The organism is Sphingobium lactosutens, assembly GCF_013393185.1.
Taxonomy (GTDB): domain Bacteria; phylum Pseudomonadota; class Alphaproteobacteria; order Sphingomonadales; family Sphingomonadaceae; genus Sphingobium; species Sphingobium lactosutens_A.
The window spans coordinates 142,318-159,937 of the sequence record NZ_QJQX01000039.1 but is presented as its reverse complement, the minus strand read 5'-3'; the positions used below and the strand labels follow the sequence as shown (position 1 = coordinate 159,937).

At 62.2% G+C, this 17,620-nt stretch carries 18 protein-coding genes; 6 read left to right on the top strand and 12 right to left on the bottom strand.

Translation table 11 applies throughout. The features are described from left to right. Positions 1-6 precede the first annotated feature (6 nt). The 3 genes from DM806_RS09610 to DM806_RS09600 all read right to left on the bottom strand — a co-directional run bounded on the left by DM806_RS09610 (position 7) and on the right by DM806_RS09600 (position 2,388). Positions 7-1,191, bottom strand: coding sequence for a hypothetical protein (locus DM806_RS09610; protein WP_218647434.1), 1,185 nt, complete (start codon positions 1,189-1,191; stop codon positions 7-9). 24 nt (positions 1,192-1,215) lie between these two features. Next, positions 1,216-1,530 carry an EthD family reductase gene (locus tag DM806_RS09605; protein WP_179042998.1) on the bottom strand — a complete coding sequence of 105 codons (315 nt, stop codon included), beginning with the start codon at positions 1,528-1,530 and terminating at the stop codon, positions 1,216-1,218. 141 nt (positions 1,531-1,671) lie between these two features. Beyond that, positions 1,672-2,388, bottom strand: a complete 717-nt coding sequence (locus DM806_RS09600; protein ID WP_179042997.1) for a GntR family transcriptional regulator — start codon at positions 2,386-2,388, stop codon at positions 1,672-1,674. Positions 2,389-2,855: 467 nt separating this feature from the next. On the opposite strand from DM806_RS09600, the gene DM806_RS09595 reads away from it, so the two are divergent. The 4 genes from DM806_RS09595 to DM806_RS09580 all read left to right on the top strand — a co-directional run bounded on the left by DM806_RS09595 (position 2,856) and on the right by DM806_RS09580 (position 8,452). Next, positions 2,856-5,228 (top strand): TonB-dependent receptor, encoded by a 2,373-nt coding sequence (locus DM806_RS09595; RefSeq protein ID WP_179042996.1) that lies wholly within the window; start codon positions 2,856-2,858, stop codon positions 5,226-5,228. A gap of 148 nt (positions 5,229-5,376) precedes the next feature. Further along, a complete protein-coding gene (locus tag DM806_RS09590; RefSeq protein WP_179042995.1) occupies positions 5,377-7,302 on the top strand; it encodes a linalool dehydratase/isomerase domain-containing protein in 1,926 nt (641 codons plus the stop codon). Position 7,303: 1 nt separating this feature from the next. Beyond that, positions 7,304-7,681, top strand: a complete 378-nt coding sequence (locus DM806_RS09585; RefSeq protein ID WP_179042994.1) for a hypothetical protein — start codon at positions 7,304-7,306, stop codon at positions 7,679-7,681. A 12-nt stretch (positions 7,682-7,693) separates the two neighbouring features. Further along, positions 7,694-8,452: an SDR family NAD(P)-dependent oxidoreductase gene (locus DM806_RS09580; RefSeq protein WP_179042993.1), complete on the top strand. Its 759-nt coding sequence runs from the start codon at positions 7,694-7,696 to the stop codon at positions 8,450-8,452. A 116-nt stretch (positions 8,453-8,568) separates the two neighbouring features. Here DM806_RS09580 and DM806_RS09575 read toward each other — a convergent pair whose 3' ends face one another. From DM806_RS09575 to DM806_RS09560, 4 genes are read right to left on the bottom strand one after another with little or no spacing between them, the layout of a single operon-like run. Continuing rightward, positions 8,569-9,570, bottom strand: a complete 1,002-nt coding sequence (locus DM806_RS09575) for an NAD(P)H-dependent flavin oxidoreductase (protein WP_179042992.1) — start codon at positions 9,568-9,570, stop codon at positions 8,569-8,571. 34 nt (positions 9,571-9,604) lie between these two features. Next, positions 9,605-10,402, bottom strand: coding sequence for an enoyl-CoA hydratase/isomerase family protein (locus DM806_RS09570; RefSeq protein ID WP_179042991.1), 798 nt, complete (start codon positions 10,400-10,402; stop codon positions 9,605-9,607). Then, positions 10,393-11,460: a phosphotransferase gene (locus DM806_RS09565; protein ID WP_179042990.1), complete on the bottom strand. Its 1,068-nt coding sequence runs from the start codon at positions 11,458-11,460 to the stop codon at positions 10,393-10,395. The genes DM806_RS09570 and DM806_RS09565 overlap by 10 nt, the downstream gene beginning before the upstream one ends. Continuing rightward, the gene (locus DM806_RS09560) at positions 11,457-12,644 is read right to left on the bottom strand and encodes an acyl-CoA dehydrogenase family protein (RefSeq protein WP_179042989.1); all 1,188 of its coding nucleotides are present in this window, start codon (positions 12,642-12,644) and stop codon (positions 11,457-11,459) included. The genes DM806_RS09565 and DM806_RS09560 overlap by 4 nt, the downstream gene beginning before the upstream one ends. Positions 12,645-12,883: 239 nt before the next feature. Between DM806_RS09560 and DM806_RS09555 the strand changes: the two genes are divergently transcribed. After that, the gene (locus DM806_RS09555) at positions 12,884-13,501 is read left to right on the top strand and encodes a TetR/AcrR family transcriptional regulator (protein ID WP_179042988.1); all 618 of its coding nucleotides are present in this window, start codon (positions 12,884-12,886) and stop codon (positions 13,499-13,501) included. A gap of 222 nt (positions 13,502-13,723) precedes the next feature. On the opposite strand, the gene DM806_RS09550 is transcribed toward DM806_RS09555, so the two are convergent. From DM806_RS09550 to DM806_RS27230, 5 genes are read right to left on the bottom strand one after another with little or no spacing between them, the layout of a single operon-like run. Next, positions 13,724-14,167, bottom strand: coding sequence for an alpha-L-arabinofuranosidase C-terminal domain-containing protein (locus tag DM806_RS09550; RefSeq protein ID WP_179042987.1), 444 nt, complete (start codon positions 14,165-14,167; stop codon positions 13,724-13,726). Positions 14,168-14,179: 12 nt separating this feature from the next. Continuing rightward, positions 14,180-14,404, bottom strand: coding sequence for a hypothetical protein (locus tag DM806_RS09545; protein WP_179042986.1), 225 nt, complete (start codon positions 14,402-14,404; stop codon positions 14,180-14,182). A gap of 55 nt (positions 14,405-14,459) precedes the next feature. Continuing rightward, positions 14,460-15,902, bottom strand: coding sequence for a glycoside hydrolase family 3 C-terminal domain-containing protein (locus tag DM806_RS09540; RefSeq protein ID WP_372859430.1), 1,443 nt, complete (start codon positions 15,900-15,902; stop codon positions 14,460-14,462). 26 nt (positions 15,903-15,928) lie between these two features. After that, positions 15,929-16,225: a hypothetical protein gene (locus DM806_RS27235; protein ID WP_256869193.1), complete on the bottom strand. Its 297-nt coding sequence runs from the start codon at positions 16,223-16,225 to the stop codon at positions 15,929-15,931. Further along, positions 16,135-16,461, bottom strand: coding sequence for a glycoside hydrolase family 3 N-terminal domain-containing protein (locus DM806_RS27230; protein WP_256869192.1), 327 nt, complete (start codon positions 16,459-16,461; stop codon positions 16,135-16,137). Before DM806_RS27230 ends, DM806_RS27235 begins: the two co-directional genes overlap by 91 nt. A 104-nt stretch (positions 16,462-16,565) precedes the next feature. On the opposite strand from DM806_RS27230, the gene DM806_RS09535 reads away from it, so the two are divergent. Then, positions 16,566-17,609, top strand: coding sequence for a nucleoside hydrolase (locus DM806_RS09535; RefSeq protein WP_372859428.1), 1,044 nt, complete (start codon positions 16,566-16,568; stop codon positions 17,607-17,609). Positions 17,610-17,620 lie beyond the last annotated feature (11 nt).

The following is a 17,620-nucleotide window of genomic DNA, read 5'->3' as shown; positions in this document are numbered from 1 at the left end:
CTCCCTTCAGATCAGCGAGTTTTCGGCGGTCAGGCCGAGTTCGGGGTGGGCGCCATGGATGATCGTTTCCATGATGCCATGGCCGGTCGCGTCGCCTTCCCGCACCAGGATCGGGCAGTCGCGCAACTGGCGGATGCGCTTCAATGTGGTGACGTCCAGCGTGTCGTCGAACTTCTCGCCCTCGACCTCCAGCTTGCCCTTCCAAGATCCATGCTTGCGCCCGTCAAAGCCCAGATAAAGACCCGGACCCAGATGCACTGCCGTCGGTCCGGCAACTTCCACCTCGACCGTATGGCTTCCACCCTGGAGCATGTCGAAATGCACCTTGCCGCCCAGCAGGCGCCGGGTCTTGTCGTCATAGTTCAGCTCGGGGCGCACTCGCGCGACCTTTTCCTGTCGTCCGTCGGGATAGTTCCGATAGCCGGACGAATAGAAGATCCGGCCCTGCTTCGACATGAAGTAGAAGTGATAGGCGTGCTTCTCGCCATTGGGAGCGGTCAGCATGAACGGGCTCCAGATCAGCACGAACTCGCCCTCGCCGAACTTCACGTCGCCAAAGTCGGAGGAGGGGCGGACGTCGGCATTATGAGCGCCCACGTCCAACCGCTGGCCCCAGCTATGGTCGCGATACTCGGTCCATTCCTCCGGCTTGACCTCGATCCGCTCCCCGTCGATCTCGACCCAGCCCGACGGCACGCCGATCTGGTGATAGCGCACCACGTCGGAACCGATGCGGAACCCGTCCTTCTCGCGTTGCTTGTGCCGGTCCTCGAAGAAGGGGGGCATTTCGGACGTGAAGGTGATGTCGAAGGCGATCGGTTGGTCGTCGGTCTTCTCCAGCGCGTAGCGGACCTTGTGCAGCGGTTCGAGTATCTCATAGGTCAGCGGGCCGACGGCGGTTTCGGTGGGGTCGTCCCGCAATTCGCGGCTGGCGCGGACGGTCCATTGCTCCACTCCGCGCGCCACGGCGGCCCAGCCGTCCATAATCCCGCGGTTATGATAACGGCCCAGGCCGAAGTCGATCGACAGGCTGCCATCCTTGCGCACCAGCGCGGTCCAGATCTTCTCGGTCCAGCCAAGGTCCGCCGTGGCGGTGGAGGAAAAAGTATCGACGATCTGGTGGTTGAGCAATTCGTCCAGCCCGATCAACTGGCCGATATCGTCCATTTCATGACGCACGAAGTTCCGCATCGCATTCTCCCGGATTTCTTGTTTTCAGGCGTCGACCAGACTGCTGATTTGCAGCACCGGATCGACATTTGTGTAGTGGGGCGCATCCCCCATCAATGCCGCGCCGCAGCACTCCATGGCGCGATCGAAACTGTCCCGATCTCCGAAGAGGAGTTCGCTGAGCGCCCAATAGGGCGGCGGCGTGCCGTCGAGCGCGGCGATGCCGAGCGTGATGCGCAAGTCCCGCAAACCATGCGGACTTAGCAGATCGCGCGCGAAGGGGGCATGGCGGCCGACATAATCGTCGCCGTCGAAATGGCTGCCCGGTATGTTCGGATAGATGGCCGAAACGCGCAGCATGCAACTCTCCTGACCGATGCCCCGATTCGTTCGGGATCGGTTTGGAGGCTAAATGTGTCTGACGATTTCGTCCAGCCAAAACATCAGCTGATCCATGTCAGCCACACAGTTCTGCTGCTGTGGATCGCGGATTTCCGTGCTTCAGCCCATGGTTGGGAATATGTCTTCCGGCAATTCGGCCATCGTCTTGCGCGTGCCGTCAAAATGTTTCTTCACCGCCAGATCGGCCTTTTTCGGGTCGCCGGCGATGATTGCCTTGGCGATCGGGCCATATCCCGAAGCATGGCGCTTGCGCTGCGTATCGGACTGGACCGTCTCGATCTGGGCGCGGAACAGGTCGGTGCGGGACAGGGGGATGACGCGCTCCAGTTCCCGATTGCCGCCCAGATGGATCATCGCGTCATAGAAGCGGCGGCGCGATTCCAGATAATGGGCACGGTTGCCGGACCGCGCGGCGCGATCGAGATCGGCGATCGCCTGTTCGATCAGGCTGCGCGCGGCGGCGGTCGTGCAATTCTCCGCCGCGAGGCGCGCCGCCAGCCGTGCCAGTGGTTCCAGCGTGTCGAGCAATTGCAGCGATGCGGTTCGGTCGAGCAGGCCGATATAGGCGCCGCGATAGCGGTTAAGTGTGACGATGCCGGCGGCGGCCAGATGCTTGAGCGACTCGCGGAGCGATCCCCGACTGATGCCGAGGCGGCGCGTAAGGTCCGGTTCCAGCAGATGTTGTCCCGGCACGAATACGCCGGTGCGGATGCCCTGGGTGATGGCTTCGGCCACCTTGTCGGTCGCGCTCTCGCTCTCCGTCTGGGAGAGGGTCGCCATGGCGGTCTGGGCCTGTTTCGTCGCGGCTTTGGTCATCATCGGTCCACTATGTTTCTGATCCGGCAATACCGTCCTGCGGCGGCCACGTCCATATGGCGGCGCAGGGGTTTAAACTTCATGGTCTGGCGTTTTTCTCTGATAAAATCGTCGAACGATATTGACGAACAAGACTGGATGTGGAAACAGGAAGCATCCGGGGTGATTGGGCTCCCGGCGGCGACCCGCAGAAGCGGGCGCGAAACTGGAGAGGAAGACCCATGCGACTCATGGTCCCGTCGACCCAGCTTTCCGACTCTTCGCTCCGGGCGAGCGACGCTGACAGCCTGAGGTCAGTGCGACAGCATATGCCTCGACTGGATAGACGCCGTCATGGCGCGACCGCCAGAAACGCACGCTTCACTATCTGACTATTTCCGTGCCTATCCCGCCACGTCGGGACGGGCGTTTCGGACGATCATGAATGCGACCTGCAAGAGCCGGCGCAATAATCTGGGAGAAGGAATATGGGCCTGATCAAGAAGAGCAGCCTGGCATATTGCGTCAGCGCATCGCTTGTCGCACTTGCCGTTGAGGCGAACGCCGCCGGCGCGCAGACCGCCGATGCACAGTCGGCTGATACCGGCAACAACAATAATTATGCCGATATCATCGTCACCGCGAACAAGCGCGAGCAGTCGCTGTCGGACGTAGGCCTTTCGATCACTGCGGAAACGGGCGATACGCTGCTTCAACGCGGCATCACGTCGCCGACCGATCTTGGCAAGATCGTGCCGGGCCTTACCGTTCAGCCGTCTCCTTTCAACACGCCAGTCTATACGCTTCGCGGCATCGGCTTCTACGAAACGACCTTGTCGGCCGCGCCGACTGTTGCGGTCTATACTGACGAAGTCGCGCTTCCCTTCAGCGCGCCGACGCGTGGCGCCGCCTTCGATATCGAACGCGTCGAGGTGCTGAAAGGGCCACAGGGCACGCTGTTCGGCCAGAATACGACCGGCGGCGCGATCAATTATATCGTAGCCAAGCCGACCAACGACTTCACGGCCGGGGCCACCGCCAGCTTCGGTCGCTTTTCGACCTATGATGTGCAGGGCTATGTGTCCGGCCCGATGAGCGACACGTTGAAGGCTCGCGTTGCTGTGCGCACTATCCAGAGCGGCACATGGCAGAAGAGCTTCACGCGTTCTGACGAACTGGGCAAGCAGGACATGCTGCAGGGCCGCGTGCTGCTCGACTGGCAGCCGAGCGACAAGGTCAAGTTCCTCCTCAACGTCAATGGCTGGCGCGACAAGGGCGATACCCAGGCGGCACAGATCATCGAGGATACGTGCGGCGCCTCGACAGCGGGCACTTGCGGTAGCCCGGACGCCACCAATTTCCGCAATTATCCGCGTAGCCCGCGAACCCCTCGTGCCGCAGACTGGGGCTATGGCGTCTTCGGTCGCCGCCCGGCGCGTGACGACAGCTTCTGGCAGGCCAGCCTGCGCGCGGATGTGGAATTGAACGATAATCTGACCTTCACCTCCATCTCCGCCTATTCGCATTACAAAACGGACTCGGTGCAGGATTTCGACGGCACCACCTATGCGTCGGTTGATACGAACACGACCGGCTATATCAAGGATTTCGCACAGGAATTGCGGCTGACCGGCGAGTTCGACCAGCTCACCTTCATCGTCGGCGGCAATTATAACAAGTCCAAAACCTTCGATCGGCTATTCTACAATTTCAGCGAAGGTCCGTCGTCCAACCCGCTCTGGATGATCCCCGGCGCGCCGCGCGGCATATTGACCTTCAACTATTCGCGGCAGGACGTGAAGAACCTCGCCGCCTTCGCCAATGCCGAATTCAAGATCACGCCCAACATCACGCTGATCGGCGGCATCCGCTATACCGACAGCAAGCGCGACTTCGAAGGTTGCACGAACGACTTTGGCGGCGACACCGCCACCTGGTGGAACGCGATATTCGGCACCAACGTCCAGCCGGGCGGCTGCCTGACCTTCACCCAGAATTTTCCGGTGATCTTCGATCCCGCCGCCTTCGACAAGCTGAACGAGGATAATGTCAGCTGGAACATCGGCGCCAATTACAAGACCGATGGCGGCACGCTCTTCTACACGCGCGTGGCGCGGGGCTACAAATCGGGCAGCTTCCCGACCGCCTCGGTGGCCAGCTATACCGGCTACATCCCGGTCAAGCAGGAATCCGTCACCGCCTATGAAATCGGCATCAAGGGGCCGCTGGCCGATCGCCGGATCGAATATGCGCTGGCGGGCTTCTATTATGATTATAAGGACAAGCAGCTTCGCGGCCGCAAGCCCGACCCGGTGTTCGGCACGCTCGACGGATTGGTGCAAATTCCCAAGAGCCGCATTTGGGGTATCGAGGCATCGATCGTCGGCCGGCCGGTGGACGGGCTGCGTCTCAGCTTGGGCGGCACCTATATCAATACCAAGATCCAGGAATTTGAGGGCTATGACGCCTTTGGCGATCTGCGCAATTTTTCGGGCCAGAAATTCCCCTATGCGCCCAAGCTGACGGCGGTCGCGGATGCGGAATATCAGGCCCCGCTTAGCAGCAGCATGGAAGGCTTTATCGGTGTCTCCCTGACGCATAACAGCAAGACGACGACGGCGCTGGCGAACACCACCACCGCATTCGTGGATGCCGATCCGCGCTTCAATGTGAAGGCCTATACGCTGGTCGATCTGCGTGCGGGGTTCGAATTCCCGAACAGCAATGTCCGCGCCGGCATCTACATCCGCAACGTCGGCAACGTCTATTACTGGACCAATGTGCAGGACAATCTGGCGTCGATCTCGCGCTTTGCTGGCATGCCGCGCACCTATGGTGTGCAGGTCAGCTGGCACATGTGACCTGATCCTCCCCCAAGAATCACAGAGCGTGCGGCGCGTGTGAGGGCGCGCCGTCCGCCTTGGGGTATGGATGGTTGCACGTCGAACGTAATCGTCCTACGATAGTGACAAGATTCCCGGCATGACCGGGAAGGAAAAGGAGAGGTCGATGACCGCCCGGACGCTACCATTCGAAGCGGATTTCGCGCGAGACGAGCCAGCATCGTCACGGATGCCGCTGGTTGATCGCATCCCCCTGATTCCGGAACGAAAGACCCTGCATGGCCGGCTGACGGCGCGCCGGTTGCATCGCTTCTACGCGATATTGGGCCTCATTTTCCTGATCGGCGTGGCGCCGGTGCTGCTGGGCATGAGCGCCCAGTGGAAGGCGTTCGGTTTCGGCCTGATCTTCCCCGGTGCCGGCTTCCTGTATGCCGGGGACGGTGTCGGTATCCTTGGTGCCGCCTTGTCGGTGGTCGCTTTCGCGGTGATCATGTTCATCTGGTGGGCGCGGGGCGTTATCCTGGGCCCGCCCGCGGTCATGATCGGGACGGCCTTGCTGTCCGCGGCCTGGATCGAAGGGCGCGGCGGGGTCACGTGGATGGAATGGGCCATCCCCGGCGCGGTCGTCGCGCTGCACGCTTGGCTGGCGCTCGGCCGCCGTCGCAACTTCGCCGCGGCTCAGGCGCGCGGCGCGGAACTCAATAGCATTCTTGCAAAAACACAGCCGATCATGCGCGATGCGCCGATTACGGCCGAACCGGAAATGCCGCCGTCGCAGGTCGCCGAGTTTCGCCGCATGATGGATCTGGCACTTCAGCCGGTCGATAGCTGGAACGGCTTTTCGACCGAGGACACATGGCAGGACGGCGCGCTGCGCTATCAGATCTGCACCATGTCCTGGAATCTGGCGCTGGGCCAATATACCCGCCTGCCGGCCTTCCATGGCTATCTGAACACGGCGCAGGAAAATCTGATCCATAAGCACATCCATCGGAACACCTGGAACTACTGGTATTGGGAAAGCCTGTGGGGCAATTTCAAGATCGAGAAGAACCCGGTCACGACCGACAATATCATGCTGTCCGGTTTCCTGGGCGTATCGCTCGGCCTGTTCGAAACGGCGAGTGGCACATCGCCCTTCGCAGCGCCCGGATCGCTGACCTTTCGTTGGGATGAGAAGACCGTCTTCCCCTATGATCACGAATCCATGCTGGAAGAGGTGGTCAAGAATTTCCAGCGTTATGACTTCGGCTGGTTCCCCTGTGAACCGCGCTGGATCTATTCCATGTGCAATCTGGTGGGACGCACGTCGCTGGCGTTGCACGACGCACGGCATGGCACGGACATGCTCGCCCGCGTCGGCGACCGGTTCGACCGGACGATGGAAGAGGAAATGATGATGGCCGACGGCCGCATCAAGGTCTGCACATCCTCGCCCTTCGGCTTCCAGGTGCCCAGCCTGTCGGGTCTGTTCGGTGAGACATGGGGCGTCCGCTTCATGACCCCCTATGATCCCGCGGCGGCGGAACGTCTGTGGGAGGTGATGAAGCAGGAATTCATCAGCGTGAAGCCCGACGGCTCGCTCGATTTTCGCCTGCTGCCCCTGGGCTGGGACACGCGCAAGCCGGCCGATTTCTCCCGCTGGCCCGAGCTTAATCCGCTGATGGTGACGCTATGGGCGGCGCAGGAAATGGGCGATGATCGCATTGTCGAGGCGACCATGAAGGCGATCGACAAGCGGTCGGGAGAAGGCGTTGCCGCCTCGCAAAGCTGGGGCGGCCGCAACACGATCCGCGACATGGTGAACCGGGGTCTGCCCGAAGCCTGGGCCAATGGGCCGATCCTTGCCGATGCCGTCTATCCCGATGTGATCGTCGGCCGGGCGGTGACGGACGGGGCGGCGCTGGAACTGGTGCTGCATCCGGGCGCAGGCGATGTGCGGAGCGAAATCGGTCTCGACCGGCTGGTGCCGGGGCGTGCCTATCGGGTCATGGAGACGGACGATCGCTTCGTTGCCGGCCTGGACGGCAAGGCGCGGCTGACGGTCGGGCTGGCCGGCCGCACGCCGCTGACGATCGTGCCGGTGGCCTGACATGGCCTGCTGCCTCATCGCGGCCTTTCTCGTCGCCCAGGCGATGGCGATGCTGCGGCGCTGGGCGGTCTTCTGGGGCCTGATGCCGGTGCCGGAGGGGGAGGTGGCGGACACCGTCTTCACGCGGATCGCCGCCTTCCTGCGACGTCCGCGCGTGCGGATGGCGATCCTGGCCCTGCTGGTGGTGGAACTGGCGGGCGTGGGCACCTGGCTTTATCGCGATCACGCCCCCCATATCGCCCAACTCGCCGATATCGGCTGGTCACGGTTGCATGGCCAGCATGTGGTCTATGCCGACATGTGCGGCGTGAACGGCGAGCAGAGCGTGCGACTGGTGATCGACGCCGACGGCTCGCGCCATCGCAGCATCAGCGGATAGGCAGGGGGAGTCATGAGGGAATTTTCTGGGGGGGAATTTTCGGGCAAGACCGCGATCGTGACCGGCGGCTCCAGAGGCATCGGCCTGACCGTTGCAACATTGCTGGTGGAGCGGGGCGCACGGGTCGTGCTGGTCGGCCGGAATGAAGCGGCGCTAGCCGCGGCAGCGGACGGGCTGGGGGAGGCGGCCGCCATAGTCGCCGGCGATATCGCGCAGGCCGATACCGCGACGCGCGCCGTGGCGAAGGCGATTGACCATGGCGGCGGCCTCGACATCCTGGCCAACATCGCCGGCATCTTTCCGACCGCCCGGATCGAGGAGACGAGCGATGCTCTTTATGCCGATACGATCGCCGCCAACCTGACCGGCACCATGACCTTCTGCCGCGCGGCTTTTCCGATCCTGCGCGAGCGGGGTGGCGCGATCGTCAACATGTCGTCCACCGCCGCGCGCTTCCCGACGCCCGGCCTGTCGGTCTATGCCGCAGCCAAGGCAGGGGTTGAGGCGTTCACGCGCACGCTGGCGATGGAAGGCGCGCCCGCTATCCGCGTCAACGCCGTCTCGGCCGGACCGACCCGCACCGAAACCGTCGACGCATTGATGGCATCCGACAGGACCGGCGCGGTCGAGGCTGTCACCAGCGCATTGCCGCTCGGCCGCCTTGGCGAGCCGGGCGAGATAGCTGAGGCCGTTCTCTTTCTCGCTTCCGCCCGTGCCAGCTTCATCACCGGCCAGATTTTGCATGCCAATGGCGGCGGGCTAATGGCCTGAAGGATCTGGCAATCGCGACGAGGTGGGTTGGGACACGACAGGCCTCAAGCGCCCCCTGATTACCTGCAATCTTTAGCCTGCGTCGAGAAATCGACCACGGCGCGAGCGGCCATAGGTTATGCAGCCACCTTTCCGGTCTGGCGTTGCAGGAAGCCGGCCAGGCGATCGGCTATGATCCGTTCGGCATCGTCGACGATCTGCGCCAGAAGATCCTGGCAGGTCGGAATGTCGTAAATCAGGCCCTGAACCTGCCCTGCCCATACCAGCCCAGCGTCGAGATTGCCGGTTTCCAGCGCCTCGCGCCCCTTGGCGCCGGATACGAAGGGGCGGATATCATCGAACACGGCATCGGCCTGCTTGCTGATTTCCACGACCTGATCCGACACGCTGTTCTTGGCGACCCGCCCGGTATTATGGAAGCGGCGGAAGATGAGGTTGGTCGCGCGCTCGTCATTGGCGACGATGAACTGCTTTACGCGCTCATGGATCGGCGCTTCGACCGTGGCGCAGAAACGGGTGCCCATGTTGATGCCCTCGGCCCCCAGCGCCAGTGCTGCCGCCAGGCCGCGCCCGTCGCCAAAGCCGCCGCTCGCCAACATCGGTACCTTTACCCTGTTAGCAGCGGCGGGGATCAGGATCAGACCCGGAACGTCATCTTCGCCCGGATGCCCGGCACATTCGAAGCCGTCGATGGAAATGACGTCGACGCCCATGCGCTCCGCCGACAGGGCGTGCCGGACTGCCGTGCATTTGTGCAGCACGGTGATACCATGGCCCTTGAAGTCCTCGACATGCTCCTGCGGCTTGTGGCCGGCCGTCTCGACGATCCTGACCCCGCTGTCGATGATCGCCTTTCGATATTCAGCGTAGGGCGGCGGTGCCACGGACGGCAGAATGGTGAGATTTACGCCGAAGGGCTTGTCGGTCATCGTGCGGCAGCGGTCGATTTCGCGGCGCAGATCGTCAGGCGTCGGCTGGGTCAGCGCGGTCAATATGCCCAGCCCGCCGGCGTTCGATACGGCAGCGGCCAGTTCGGCGCGGCCGACCCACATCATGCCGCCCTGCACGATCGGATGCTCAATCCCCAGCAGATCCGTGATACGTGTGCGGATAGCCATTATGGCGCCTCCACGATGCAGGCTTTCGTCATTGTCATGCGTCTCCTGAAAAATCCGGCTTTCGGCGGGCGAGAAAGGCGGCCACTCCTTCGCGGCATTCGGCGCTGCCGCCAGAGGCAGCGATGCTGCGGGTTTCCCGTTCCAATTGGCTTTCGAGTGGGTTGCTGGAGCTTTCCAGCAGCAGCGCACGGGCGCCCGCGATCGCGCCGGTGGGTCCGTCGGCCAGCATCCGGGCGGTCTTCGCCACTTCCGCAGCGAAATCATCGTCGGCTACGGTGCGCGTCACCATGCCGATCGCGGCGGCTTCCTCAGCGCTGACCTTGCGATTGGTCAGGATGATTTCCTGCGCGCGGCGCAGCCCGACATGGCGCGGCAACAGCCAGGACATGCCGCCATCGGGCGTCAGGCCGACGCTGCCATAGGCGGCGATAAAATGCGCCGATTGCGTCGCGATCACAACATCGCCCGATATGGCCAGGCTCAGGCCCGCGCCAGCCGCCGGACCGTTCACGGCCACCAGCAAAGGCTTTTCCATACGCAGCAGCCGGCTCACTGCCATGTGAAGCGTCCCAGCCAGCCGGCTCAGAAAGGCCGGAACCTGATCGCCAGCGGCGTCGAAGGCGGAAATATCGCCGCCGCCGCAGAACAGCTTGCCATTGCCGGTCAGCACGACGCAGCGAATGGCGGGGTCGCCGTCGCAAAGGATCGCGGCATCGAGCAGGGCATCGGCTAGCGGCTGGTTGACGGTATTGCCGGCGGCCGGCCGGTTCAGCGTCAGCGTGGCAATGGGACCAGCGATGCTGACCAGGACGGGGGCGTCGCTCATACACATTTCTCCATCGATTGCCGGGCGAGCGCGGACAGGCGGGGCAGGGCCTTGGCCCGCTCGCGTGCATGGGCGGACGCCGCCGTGCCCCGGATCACGCGACCCTTGATGCCGTGGAATATCGCTGCCAGCCGGAAATAGTTGAAGGCGATGTAGAAATCCCAATTGGGAATGCCGGTTCGTCCCGTTCGCGCGCAGTAGGCTGCGACATAATCTGCCTCGCTCGGAATGTTCAGCGCCGCGATCTCCACGCTGCCCAGCCCCGCCACGATATCGGGCGGCATTTGGTACATCATCGCATGATAGGCGAAATCGGCCAACGGATGGCCCAGCGTCGACAATTCCCAGTCCAGTACCGCCAGCACGCGCGGCTCGGTCGGGTGGAAGATCATGTTGTCGCAGCGGAAATCGCCGTGGACGATGCTGCTTTCCTCGCCAGCCGGAATATTGTCCGGCAGCCAGGCGATCAGCGCGTCCATGTCCGGATCACGCCCGGCATCCTGATCCTCCAGATATTGGCGGGACCAGCGGCCGATCTGTCGCGCGAAATAATTGCCCGGCTTGCCATAGTCGCCAAGGCCGATCGCGGTATAGTCGATGCCATGTAGCTGCGCGATCGCCGCATTCATCGCGTCGAAATAGGCGGGGCGTTCCGCGTTAGAGACAGTGGGAAAGGTCGCGTCCCAGAAGATACGCCCTTCGACCATGTCCATGACATAGAACCAGCTGCCGATGACGCTTTCGTCGGTGCAGAGGCCAAAGACCCGCGCCACCGGAAAGCCGACGCCGCCCAGCGCAAGCAGCACCCGCGCCTCGCGATCGACCGCGTGTGCGCCCTTCAGCGTGTCGCCCGGCGGCTTGCGGCGCAGCACATAGCTGCGGCCCGGTGTCACCAGTTTGTAGGTCGGGTTGGACTGTCCGCCCTTGAACTGTTCGACGGTCAACGGCCCCTGATAGCCCTCAACATGCGCCGCCATCCACCGCGCCAGCGCCGCCTCGTCGAAACGATAGGCATCGCGCACCGCCGTGGTGCCGGCATTGGCATCGTCGCCCAGCGCGCTCATGCGGCCGCCTCCGTCTGCGCCTTTTTCCAGTCGCGCTTGATCTTCTTGGCCAGGCTCCATTTGTGGACCTCGGTTGGGCCATCATAGATACGGAAGGCGCGGATTTCGCGGAACACCTGCTCCACGATCGTGTCGCTGGTGACGCCCATGCCGCCCATCACCTGCACGCAGCGGTCGGCGACGCGCATCAGCGCTTCGGATACGGCCACCTTGGTCATGGAGCTTTCCGCCGTGCCCAGCGAACCGGTGTCGAGCACGCCCGCGCACCAGTCGATCATCAGTTCGGCCTGTTTCAGGTCGATCAGATTCTCCGCCAGCATGAAACCGACGCCCTCATGGTCGATCAGCGTCTTGCCGAAGGCCATGCGGCGATTGGCGTAGTTGGTCGCGATCTCATTGGCGCGGATGCAGGCGCCGAGCCAGCGCATGCAGTGCGATAGGCGCGCCGGGCTGAGACGCACTTGCGCATATTGGAAGCCTTCGCCGGAATGACCGAGCATCTGGTCAGCCGGCACGCGCAGATTGTCGATAGTGAGCACGGCATGGCCGCCGGGCATCGAACTGTCGATCGTGTTGGGGATATGGTCGATGCGGATCGCCGGGTCGGGCAGGTCGACCAGGAACATGCAGGCGCCGTCCTGCGATTTGGCCATGACGATGCCGATCCCGGCGCCCTCGGCTCCGGTGATGAAGGCTTTGCGCCCGTTTATGACCCAGTGATTGCCATCCTGATGGCAGGTTGTTTGCATCATCGAAGGGTCTGAGCCCGCACCGCCCTCCAGCGCCGGTTCGGTCATGAAGAAGGCCGACCGGGTGCGCCCTTCGATCAGGGGTGTCAGGAAACGCCGCCTGATGTCCGCGTTACCGACCCTTCCCAGCAGATACATATTGCCTTCGTCAGGCGCTGCCGTGTTGCAGGCGAGCGGACCAAGCGGCGACAGGCCCGTTCTGGCCAGCACGATCGCGGTTTCGCGTTGACTAAGATGCGTGCCGTCGCTGAGGATATGCGGCGTCAACACACCTGCTGCCCGCGCCTGGTCCTTGAGTTCGTCGATCAGTTCCTCGCTGGGACAGTCATGATGGTCCCTGCGCGGATCATGCTCATAGGGCGCGACGATATCGCGCACGAATGCCTCGACTTTCGCTGCGATCACCGCCGTGCGTTCCGGACCCGCGCCGGTCATTTCGACGTCGTCCGGATTGCAACGCCTGGTCCCGACGCATTGCAGCTCATGATGATGTCCAATCCGTTCATGTCCATCGACAATCCTCTTCCAGCTTTTGTTGCGACGACCACATCACTTCCGGAAGCGGCGGTTAACGGCTGCTTGGTCGCGCAATCGTCGAATCGTAAAACCCATCCGATTAATACGCACTCATGAGTGTATTGTGCTTTTGCGAGTTTCCTGTCAATGGTCCGGGCATGCAGAATTCACCCTTCAGAAATGCGGCGCAGCGAGAGGCGGACAGGGCGGAAAAGCGCGAAGCAGTCCTGCGCGCAGCCGTACGGATGTTCAACGAACGAGGGTTTTTCGCGACATCGCTGGATGATGTGGCCGCCAGCCTCGGCATATCGAAACGCACCATCTACCATTATCTGGCGAACAAGGATCAGGTTCTGCTGGAGTGCGTCACCATCGGTCTGCAGCAATTACTCCGCGCGGCGGAGGAAGCGCGGGCGGAGCCGGGAACCGGGCGCGAGCGACTGGTGAAATTCCTGCGCCGTTATGTCGAAATCAACATGGATGATTTCGGTATCTGCGTCACCCGCACAGGAGAGGAGGCGCTGTCGCGCGAGAGCCTGCCGCGCTATCGCGCGCTCAAGAAGGAAATCGATGCCGCGATGCGGCAGATGTTGAACGAAGCCATAAATGACGGCTCGATCGCCCCGATCGATATAAAGATCACCGCCTTCACGCTGGCGGGCGCATTAAACTGGCCGGGACGCTGGTATGATCCGAAAGGCGCGTTGACGCCAACGCAAATCTCCATGGCGATGGTGAAAGTGTTGATGAGCGGGCTTGATACAAGAAGTGAGTGATGAATAGGAAGCACTTAAAGCTAGTTTGACCTCGCTGTAGATGTCGCTCCTTCAAGGCAGCAATCGGATCACCGTAACCGATTTTGTAGGCAGGCGGAGGGGTAGGCGGCCATCCTTTTCGTGGGCGGCCATGGCATCGATGCGCGGCGGCGTGACATCGCCCTGCCGGTAAGTGCCGGCGTCGATCGCCAGAGGGATCAGCTGCGCGTCCTCGAACGGCACTTACATGCGATAGGCATGATAGGTGGGCGTCAGTACCATCTCCGGCCCGTCGGTCAGTTCCATCGACTGGATGGCATTGACCATCTGCGCGATGTTGCTCATCCGCACGCGATCGGCATGGCGGGCAAAGCCGTTGGGCGTGACCGAGGCGAGAATGGCGTCGCGTAGGCTGTTCTGCTGTCTTAGCCAGTCTGGATTGCGGCCCGGTTCGGGCTTCAACCATGCGCCCCAATCGTCGATGACCATTGCCACCTTCTGATCGGGATCGAACTGGCCCATGATCGCGCCATGCTCCGCGAGCATGTTTTCCATCGCATAACCGTTCTTCAGCAATTGCGCATATTCGGCTTCCCCGAAGTCGGTCGATGAATCCGCCATCGGCATATGGTCGGCCCAGCTATAATGGTGCAGCGAGATGCCCTCGATGTTCGAGAAATAGGGCAATTTCCGTTCCTTTTACGCCTTCATCGAGGCGCTGGTATAAGCCGTTTCGCCCAATCCCTGCCCGACCGCGATCCGTTTGGTCTCATTGGGGTCCTGAACCCGTGGCGTGCTGACCTGCGCCGAGTTCAGATTCTGTGCGAAGACCGAAGAGGGCATCATCGTCTCGACATAGGCTTCGCTGCCGATCTGTTCGACAAAGTCCATATATTCATGGGTGCCGAAGCTGTTCGGTTCCAACTGGCGAATGTCGATCGAGACATGGATGTTCCGATACGCAAGGGAAGAGCGGCGCCTATTCGGGCAGTTTCACGCTCTGATCGATGTCGAACGCGGCACTCTGGAATGGCACGCCGGTGTCAGGCTGCGCCGATCCGACGCTCACGCGATAATGGCCTGCCAGCATTTGCCGGACACCGTGCAGCGTCACGGTGCTCAGGTCGCGGGCCGACAGGGTGAAGAACAGATTGCGGCTCTCGCCCGGCTGGAGTTCGACCCGCTGGAAGCCGCGCAGGGCGATCCGGGGCGTGCCCTTGACGTTCGGGAAATTTAGATAGAGTTGCGCGACTTCGGCGCCGGAAACCTTACCGGTGTTGCGTACCTGTGTCGTGACCGTGACGACTGCATCGCCCTGTGTCGCGCGCGTCACCGCGACTGGCGCATAGGCGAAGCTGGTGTAGCTGAGGCCATAGCCGAACGGATAGACGGGCTTGCCCGCGAAGTAGCGATAGGTGCGCCCCTCCATCAGGTAATCGTCGAAGGCAGGAAGATCGTCCACGCTGCGATAGAAGGTTAGCGGCAGGCGCCCTGACGGATTGGTCTTGCCCAGCATCGCATCGGCCACCGCCGTGCCGCCGGACTGGCCTGGATACCAGGCCTCGATGATCGCGGCGGCATGATCCTTGGGCCATTGCAGATTGATCGGGCTGCCGTTCATGGCGACGACGATCAGCGGCTTGCCCAGCTGCTGTGCCTGCTCCAGCATCGCCAACTGGTCCTGCGGCAGATCGAGCGTGGTCTTGTCGCCGTCTTTGAAGCCGGGGATTTCGACGCGGCTTTCCTCCGCCTCCATATCGGATGTCAGGCCGACGACGGCGACGATCATATCCGCTTTCTCCGCCGCTGCCTGCATATCGGCCACGGGGTCGTCGGAAATGCGTTTCCAGACGAGGTCCAGCCCGCCCATCTTGCGCGACTGGCCAGTGACGGAGATCGGATATCTCTGTCCGGCGATCAGCTTCACCGTCTGCAATTTAGGCGACGCGCCAAAGGAATCCGGGCCGAGTTCGACGAAAGCCTTGCCATCGAACGTCATAGCCCCGTTGAAGCCCGACAGGCCGACCCGATAGGTGCCGGTCACGGGCGGCACCAGAAATCCGCTCCACACCACCTTGTGATAGTTTGTGACCTCCGCCAGATCGAGGCTGCGCCCGGCTACATCCGGCTCGATCCGGGTGACGGCTGGGGTGGAGAGCACCGCCAGCGGCGTCAGAAATTCGGGCACGCCTTCGGGCGCAGCGGGTTTTGGCGGCTTCGGATCGGCATTATAGTAGCGCGCCAGCAGGCCCGGCTTGCCATCCGGCGTGCCCAGGGCGCTCGTCGGGATACGGTCGCCGTCGGTATAGCTCGCGCCGAAAGGGGCAAGCGCCACATTCCCCGCACCGAGCGCTTCGCTCAGCCCTGCGGCGATAGATATGGGTTTGTTCGACAGGCTGGACGAATAATTGCCGCGCAGCACCCGCGTCGCATCGGCGAGCGGCCCGATCAGCGCCAGCCGCGTGCCGGATATGCCGTGACGAGGCTTTGCGTCGCCGCCTTGAGCGCCAGTTGCTGGTTGGCGAGGCTGTTCACCGCCGTCATCGGGACATCGGGCTTTGCACGCAACCCGCCTAGATCGCCGACCCGGTAGCGCGCGGAAAACAGCCGGATCAGCGACTGGTCGATGTCCTTCTCGCTGATAAGGTCACGCTTCAGCGCGTCGCGGTACCGTGCGCTGAGGCCGGGCAGGTTGATGACCGTGCCGTTCGCGCGTTCGCTGTCGACGCCTGCGCGTAAGGCCACGGCCCCAGCAGTTGCGGCATCGGGCGCATATTTATGATGTCGGCAATGTCCTTCACCCCGTCGCAATCCGACACGACATAACCCTTGAAACCCCATGCGCCGCGCAGCCGGTCCTTCAACAGGAAGTCGCTGCCGCGGGCGGGCTGGCCGTCGATGCGGTTATAGGCGCACATGATCGATCTGGCATGGGCATCGACGATCGCGGCGCGGAAGGCGGGTAGATACGTGTCCTCCATATCGGCATAGTTCAGCGCTATGCCCTTATGAAAAATCCATATTATGCCCATTGGGATTTTTTTGCCATCAGGCTGGCAACAGTTGAATTCAGGGGAGAGGGAATGTGGCGCTGAAGGTTGATCGCAGAGCTTTTGTCAGTTCGGTTGTCGCGCTCGTTGCCAGCCTCGGTGGCCATGCCATGGCGGCGACCATGGAAGGGCGCAAAGTTGCGCGGGTCATTCTGGATAATGATTTCGCGGGTGATCCGGATGGCCTGTTTCAGCTGGCGCATCATGCCCTTTGCCGCTCCGTCGATATTCCGCTGATCGTGGGTTCCCATCTCCCCGACGGTTTCAGTAGCGGGCATGATGCCAGCGATGGTGCGGCACGGGCGCGAGAATTGCTCAAGCTCATGACTCTGGATGGTCGGAATACTGTCATCGCCGGTTCGGAAACGGCGATGCGATCGAAGACATCCTGGACGCCTAGCCCAGCCACTTCGGCCATCGTCCGCGAGGCGATGCGATCGGACGTTAGCGAGCCGCTTTTCTATGCGGCTGGCGCGGGATTGACCGAACTTGCGCTTGCATGGCTTGCAGAACCCAGGATCGGCCAGCGCGTCAAGCTGATCTGGATTGGCGGCAACGAGCATGAAGGCCTTGCCAATCCCATTCCCCAGCCGGACGAAGTCGAATTCAATCTCTCCATCGATCCCGTCGCTGCTCAGGTCATCTTCAATGAGTCCGACATCGAAATCTGGCAGGTGCCGCGTGACGCTTATCGGCAGATGCTGTTTTCCAACACCGAAGTGGACGAACTCGCCGCATCCGGTGCGTTGGGCCGTTATCTGAAGGAAAGGCTGGACGCGATGGCCGAGTTGATGGCGAAAATCCCAGGCTTTCCTGGAATTACGCAGACGGAAGCCTATGTTCTGGGCGATAGCCCCCTGGTGACTTTGACCGCTCTGGTTCCGCCCTTTCAGCCCGATCCTTCGTCAAGCCGCTACAAACAAATGCCGACGCCGAAAATCCGGGCTGACGGGACATATATTGCCCGTCCAACCGGTCGTCCGATGCGCGTCTATACCGACATAGACGCCAAGCTGACCTTCAGAGACATGTTGGCCAAGTTCAGGACGCTCCGTATCGAGCATCCAGGACAGGGATGACTTAATCGCAT